General features: G+C 54.1%; 4 protein-coding genes. 2 read left to right on the top strand and 2 right to left on the bottom strand.

Annotation, left to right across the window (positions count from 1 at the left end):
- Together HMPREF2854_RS08440 and HMPREF2854_RS08435 are read left to right on the top strand one after the other, a co-directional pair.
- Positions 1–600, top strand: a 600-nt coding sequence (locus HMPREF2854_RS08440) for a Cna B-type domain-containing protein (protein WP_148130942.1), incomplete at its 5' end; no start/stop codon positions are given.
- 255 nt (positions 601–855) lie between these two features.
- Entirely contained in the window at positions 856–1,473 is a 618-nt protein-coding gene (locus HMPREF2854_RS08435) for a cation efflux transmembrane domain-containing protein (RefSeq protein WP_070621246.1), read from the top strand.
- Positions 1,474–1,595: 122 nt separating this feature from the next.
- On the opposite strand, the gene HMPREF2854_RS08430 is transcribed toward HMPREF2854_RS08435, so the two are convergent.
- Together HMPREF2854_RS08430 and HMPREF2854_RS08425 are read right to left on the bottom strand one after the other, a co-directional pair.
- A complete protein-coding gene (locus HMPREF2854_RS08430; protein WP_070621245.1) occupies positions 1,596–3,128 on the bottom strand; it encodes a hypothetical protein in 1,533 nt (510 codons plus the stop codon).
- A gap of 188 nt (positions 3,129–3,316) precedes the next feature.
- Positions 3,317–3,975, bottom strand: a 659-nt coding sequence (locus HMPREF2854_RS08425) for a L,D-transpeptidase (protein ID WP_148130941.1), incomplete at its 5' end; no start/stop codon positions are given.

Here is a 3,975-nt window from a genome sequence, read left to right as displayed (position 1 = left end):
ACGGATAAGTCTTTGGAGCTGACCGCTGAGAACGAGTGGAAGGGCACCTTCAAGGACCTGCCGAAGTATGTAACGGTTGATGGTGAAAAGACTGAGATCGTTTACACGGTTGTTGAGGTAGAAGTTCCTGGCTACACCTCCTCTATTAGCGGTAGCGCAGCTGACGGGTTCGTGGTCACCAATACCAAGGAAGCTCCGCCCGTTACCTCGGTGCCTGTGGAGAAGAAGTGGTCTGGTGATGCGGAGGCTGACCGTCCTGACTCTGTGACTATCAAGCTGTTGGCTGATGGTAAGGAGACGGATAAGTCTTTGGAGCTGACCGCTGAGAACGGCTGGAAGGGAACATTTACGGACCTGCCGAAGTATGTAACGGTTGATGGTGAAAAGACTGAGATCGTTTACACGGTTGTTGAGGTAGAAGTTCCTGGCTACACCTCCTCTATTAGCGGTAGCGCAGCCGACGGCTTCGTGGTTACCAACACAAAGGACACCCCGCCTCCGTTGGTTCGCACCGGCGTGGCAGTTCAAGGCCTGGCAGTAGTGGGCGTGGCCCTGCTCGTTGCGGGAATTTGGGCTGTATCCAAACGCCGCCGCGCATAAGCAAGTGCGGGTGGGCCCGCTAGACGGCGGGCCTACCCGGCTAGCAGTAACTGGCTTCCTCATTATTTAGGCAGCTAGTTCACGCAAAACATTTCACCTCCCAGCTAATGCTTGGGAGGTGTTTTGTTATTGCTATCCGGTCACATTAACTCTGTTCGATTAGTGCCCCGTCACAGGGAACCAACGTGCACCAATAAGAACCATCACGGAGGAAAGGATGACGCGTGAAGCATCCGAGGATATTAGCTACAATCGATGCTCGTGTATACCGCTAAGAATCTTGACACTCGTGCCCGGCGAATCGTTGCTTGGGTTGCCATCCTAAACCTCATCGGCTTCATCATTGAGCTGGTGATCGCCTCGATCATTGGCTCAGCCGCACTCTTTGCAGATGCCGCCGACTTCCTTGAAGACTTCCTCATCAACATGCTTGTGCTCACCGCCCTGGGCTGGTCGGTAGCCAGCAGGAGGAAAGCCAGCTACGGCCTTGCCGGCCTCATCCTGATTCCCGCCGTGGCAGCATTTGGCACCGCGATATGGAAGATGATCTCCGGGGAGCCGCCAGAGCCACTCACCCTGTCGGTGACCGCCATCATCGCAATGCTAATCAACCTCGCCAGCGCGCTACTGCTGCTGCAACTGCGTAAGCACGATACAGCGTTAGTGCGAGGTGCCTGGCTGGCGGCGCGCAATGATGTGCTCGCAAACCTTTTAATCCTTGCCGCTGGCGTTGTCACCGCGTTTTGGTTCAGCCCCTGGCCAGACATTGCGGTTGGGCTTGTTATCGGCGTCATCAACCTCTCGGCTGCGGCAGAAGTGTTTGAGCAAGCTCGCGCGGAAACTCCGGAGCTTGAACTCGACGATGATGACTAGGTGCGAATAAGCCTAGGTTATATGGGTAAAGTAAACCCCCGGAAGGAATCTGAGTGATCTCAGTTGCCCTCCGGGGGTTCTTTGCAACTAATGCCTGTGGCAGGATGCGTGTTGCTTGTTGGTTACATGAACCTGCGTGCGGTTAGCGCGCCACCTGCAAGAAGCAGCACTGCGGAGAGGCCAACTAGGGAAGCGACCTCAACACCGGTTGTAGCAAGCTTTTTCTTCGGCTGAGCCGGCTTACATGCTGGGTCCATCGCAGTATCGTGGCTATCCCAGGTCCACGCAGTTACAGCGTCTTCAGCGAAGAAGTAACCCTCTAGCGCGGAGGCCTTTACTTCTACCTTCGAGTTGTACGGGTAGATGTACTTGCCGTCCTTGTTAGCCTTCAGCTCAACATCGTTTGCAGTAACAGTGTAGGCAACGCCCTCGGTCTTCTGGATAGTCACGTACGGTTCGACGGTGCAAGAAAAAGGATCGTCAGCAGAAGGATTGACCAGCTTCGGAGCAGCCGGGGTGGTCAACTCTTCAGCTGGAGCTATCGTGCACGGCTTGGGAGCCACATTGAACTCCCACTCGGTGTCGCCCTTAACTTCGATCTTGCCCTTGTAATCCTGCTTCACTAGGGCTGCTACCGAAACTGCGGTCCCTTCGGTCACAACCTCATAGTCGAAGTACTTGGACTTGGGAAGCTGTACCGTGCCCTCAACGCCGCACTTATTAGCCTCTACTAGAGTTGGCGCCTCGGGAGTCATCGTGCGGACAGCCGAGCTTACCTTCACAGTCCAACCATCGGAGTCGTTTCCCTCAACGCTTTCAATACGGAAGAGCTTGGCATCCTCGGGATCGTCAATCGAAGCGGTCAACTGGTACCACCTGAAACGACCCGTGTAGCCAGAGAACATGTCCAGGCTATTACCAATTGCAGCGCGAGTAATTGGGCTATCTTGATTGCCTACGTTATCGGCAGAAGGCCTATGAGAATCCCCATTGGCAAAAACATACTTGTTTGCCGCAGGGTCGCCACCCTTGGTGATGAGGGGCTCGTAGATTTTTTCGCCATCTTCCGTAACTGCGCCTCCAGCCTTATGCTGCGACACTCCAATTGTGATTGTGGGTGCCTTGCCCTCGGGAACCTCACCTAGATAGGTTTCGCCATCCCACTCGCCTTCAACCAACTCGAATGCGAAATCGGTGTTGGCCTGCTGATACATACCGATCTGCTTAACACCCTCACTATAGCCGGTTCCGAAAGAGAACTGGCTAGGCCCCCACTTCCCGGCGCGGTACGCGTAGCAGTCCTGAACGCCGATCTTGTCAACGTCCTTGTACTCTTTTTTGCCGAGGTCTAGATTAAGCGGAATCTGCTCGTCCTTACCAACGGTGAGCGTTAGCCTTGGCCACTCGTAGTTAAGGAATTTGCCCGTTGATTTACCGTCTTTGAATTCGTAGACCTCGCAGTATAGAAGCACGTCAATTTTGGTGCCTTCAAGCGCCGGATCGTACCGTTCTACCTTGTCGCTCCAAGTAACATCGAAGGTCTTTACGTTGCTACCGTCGTCAACACTGTTCGCTGCTGTAGCGGCAACAGCGCCTCCCAGTGTCAGTGCTGCCGCTCCTGCAAAAGCAGTTGTGGCGCGCAACCAATTCTTCATTATTCCTCCTGTATTTGACGGAACTGCCATATTGACCGTATCAAGAAAGGGTTGAGTCCTCCAGGATTTAAGGGACGCAAGCGTATTTGACGCACCTGTACACTGCTTACAAACTATCCTCGGAATGAACTAATGGATCCGGTTCATTCCGGGGATAAGTATTTGAAGATCTCTTTAGGCAGGTGCCTCTAGTAGTGAGACATCACCGAGGTGCCAAGGTCAGCCCAATGATAAATCCACTCCGCGTCGGACGTTGGCGTATTCACACAACCATGTGAGCCGCCCGGTCCCGTCCAACCGAACGTGCGTTGCCAAGGAGCCGCATGAATCGAATAAGACTCGTGGAAATAAGATACCCATGGCACATCCGGTTCCACGTAGCGTGAACCGTCATCATTCAGCCCACGCATTGTTTGGCTCTCATACTGCAAATACACGTTGAAATGCCCGTCCACAGTTGGTGAGGAAGGCTTGCCCGGCACTACAGGAATCGGGCCGCGCACAACCTCCGTACCCTCGTAGCACGTCATTTGCGCCGTGGTGAGGTTAATGTCAATCCACTTCTCACCCGGCGCCGCCGGGTAGGGCAGGTTCTCAGCTCCCGGAGCAATCTTGCGCTGCTCATAGGTGGGTGTTACCTCGTCGTAATCAAACGACCCTGCAAACGCTTCACCTGCTTGCACGGCCTGCACCACCTGGCCGGAAACAGCGTCAAGGTTATTCACCTTCCAGCCTTTCTTGCCTTCCAGCGCGTTAATCAGTACCTTGCCGTTCTCATCAACATTTTGAATGCCCGGCTGGGCTTCCTCGTTTGTCTTATCTGCAATCTGTGAAACCCAACTCGCAA

It is taken from the genome of Actinomyces sp. HMSC075B09 (assembly GCF_001812395.1).
Taxonomy (GTDB): Bacteria; Actinomycetota; Actinomycetes; order Actinomycetales; family Actinomycetaceae; genus Gleimia; species Gleimia europaea.
The sequence above is the reverse complement of the archived record's forward strand: the minus strand, read 5'-3'. Positions and strand labels throughout refer to the sequence as shown.